This window comes from Rickettsia endosymbiont of Ixodes scapularis (assembly GCF_000160735.1).
GTDB lineage: Bacteria > Pseudomonadota > Alphaproteobacteria > Rickettsiales > Rickettsiaceae > Rickettsia > Rickettsia tamurae.
Map to the genome: position 1 here is coordinate 1 of NZ_GG688305.1, position 2,351 is coordinate 2,351.

Below are 2,351 nucleotides of genomic sequence, written 5' to 3' on the forward strand. Positions count from 1 at the left end.
TGATACTTCACAGGTAATTTAGATTTCATCTTTTTATTGCTTTGCATATACCACTTTTTGTTGATTTATATAGGGCATATTCTTTCGAGAATTTTAAAATGTTAATGGCATCATAATATCTAAAATCTCAGGTTTTGTGTAAACTGATAAACATGTTACACAGATGCGACAGAACCCGTTTTGGGTCAGTTTTTGAGGTATTTTGGTAAAATTATCTTACGATTTATTAATCGTATAAGTATTATTATACGTTGTGATATCACCAAATTGATCGCATAATTTTTTGATTATCCAGCAGTTATTGCCAGTTACTTTAATTAAATACTGTAAAGTACTAACTGCTGATATAAAATATAAAACTATAATCATTAAGTTTATAATATTAAAATAAAAGTACTGTATGAGTCATCATAAGCATTTGTATATAAATAAGCAAAAACATACAACAGATAAAAGATAAAAGAATACAGTTTTAGGTTGTAAAATTCAATTCTGAAGTACTTAACGTGTTTTAAGTTGCTGATTTTTTTCCATATACCAACAAATATTAAAGCTAGCAAGCAATATAACCAATTTCAGCATACTATTTATTGGAGTGATTTCTATTGCTTGCAAAAAGCTTAAATACTAAAAATAAAATATAATATTAGGATAATTTTTAAGCATTATTTTACCTAAGTTATTTTTTATAATTTACATTATCTCACATCCTGCAATATGATGATGTTCACCCCCATTTTGCTGCATAGATAGTAGCAGCAGCTGCATCATTTTTAGGCATATGTTGATAGTATGGGTCATTTAATGTTTGTTGTGCCATATGTTTTTGAAAACAAGGATCAGTTGATGCTTTGATTACTGGTTTCACTGCACAATTAGGGATGGATGGTTTCGCAACACAACTTACTATACTTTTTGTTAATCTCTTGGAATCAAAATTACATACTGGATTAATATTGTTCATAAAAAACCTCTATTCAATGATATTTAACACAGTACTTCCATAAAAATAAATATCCATTCTAGATATAAAACTGGTATTTTTATTGGAACACTCTTATTAATCAAGCTAACTAAAAAGGATATGAAAATTGGGAAAATTTAACTACATGATCTGTCAACAGTATTCCGGACAGTTTTTTACGCACATTTTTGTATTTTTTCGTTTATTGTACTGGTGATAGATAATCGTTAGCAGAATGCATTCTTATACTCTATATCACAGAGCTTGGCAATAGATGCGACAGAGCCTCATATTCTCATCTTCCGGGTAAAGAAAGGGTACAATGAGTCTTGTATTAAAGTAGAACCTAGAGGATGGATTCTACTGTTTACATTATATAATATAGTTTTTTAAGTTACTTTAATTTTTTAGCTTTACTTTGCTCTTTTTAGGTATTTTAATAGATAAGATACCATTCTTAAATTGTGCTTCTATATGTTCTTCATCAATATTAGATGGTAAACTAATAGAACGGTAGAAAGAGCCATAATATCGTTCTTGCATATGATAATTGTGATCGTTCTTTTCAGAAGATTGTTTTTTTTACATTGAATAGTTAGGATGTTACTGTCTATTTTAAGATCAATATTATCTTGTGTGACGCCTGGTTATTCCATTTCTAGATTACACTCAGAGTCATTTTCCATAATATCAGTTCTTGGTGATAACATTCTTCCGTTGTAAGAGGAAGGATAAGAAAAAGAAGCTATTTCATTAAAAAGTTATTAAATATATCATCAATATAGCTTCTTTTATTAGAGTTATTTTGTAGTTCTGATTTATTTCTAATACGTGGTAAATTAAAAGCCATAAAAACCTCCTAATTAAGTTAAATAAAATTAAATAATAACAAATTAATAATCAAAATGTTTTAAATATTCGTTATGCTCTTTATTGAACAGGTATTTCTTTAGCATTTTGGTTTTTGAGTTCAATTCTAGGCAAAGTAATGGTCAAGATGCCATTTTTAGCTTAGAAGAAATAGACTTTTGATCAATGTCCTCATATAGAGACATAACATAATTAAATTTTTTATTTAAATGATCAGTAGCACTATTTTCTTTAGTATCGTCAATGTTACCCTCGATAAAAAGCTTATGATTATTTGCTTTAAGTTTAATGTGACTTTTATCATAGCCTGGTACTTCTAGGACTAGGATATATTGTTTGTTGTGAGGAATGAATTTACTTTTTATAGCACTTGAGTCATAGATAGATAATCTATCATCAAATATACTATTCCAGTAATAATCAAAGGCAGAGAAAGGACTATTAATAAAATCTAATGGATGACGTAAATAAATAGTATAATGATTATCATTTGATGTTTTTTATCCTCAGCCGCAAT

The 2,351-nt window shown here is 27.9% G+C and carries 4 protein-coding genes; all 4 read right to left on the reverse strand.

Annotated features, from left to right (window positions below; genetic code table 11):
• Positions 1–216: 216 nt before the first annotated feature.
• The gene (locus tag REIS_RS15190) at positions 217–369 is read right to left on the reverse strand and encodes a hypothetical protein (protein WP_206740598.1); all 153 of its coding nucleotides are present in this window, start codon (positions 367–369) and stop codon (positions 217–219) included.
• A gap of 358 nt (positions 370–727) precedes the next feature.
• Positions 728–964, reverse strand: coding sequence for a hypothetical protein (locus tag REIS_RS10165; RefSeq protein ID WP_040614902.1), 237 nt, complete (start codon positions 962–964; stop codon positions 728–730).
• Between the two features lie 399 nt (positions 965–1,363).
• Positions 1,364–1,507 carry an Hsp20/alpha crystallin family protein gene (locus tag REIS_RS17635; RefSeq protein WP_371256189.1) on the reverse strand — a complete coding sequence of 48 codons (144 nt, stop codon included), beginning with the start codon at positions 1,505–1,507 and terminating at the stop codon, positions 1,364–1,366.
• A gap of 449 nt (positions 1,508–1,956) precedes the next feature.
• Positions 1,957–2,307, reverse strand: coding sequence for an Hsp20/alpha crystallin family protein (locus tag REIS_RS13685; protein ID WP_371256190.1), 351 nt, complete (start codon positions 2,305–2,307; stop codon positions 1,957–1,959).
• Between the last annotated feature and the right edge of the window lie 44 nt (positions 2,308–2,351).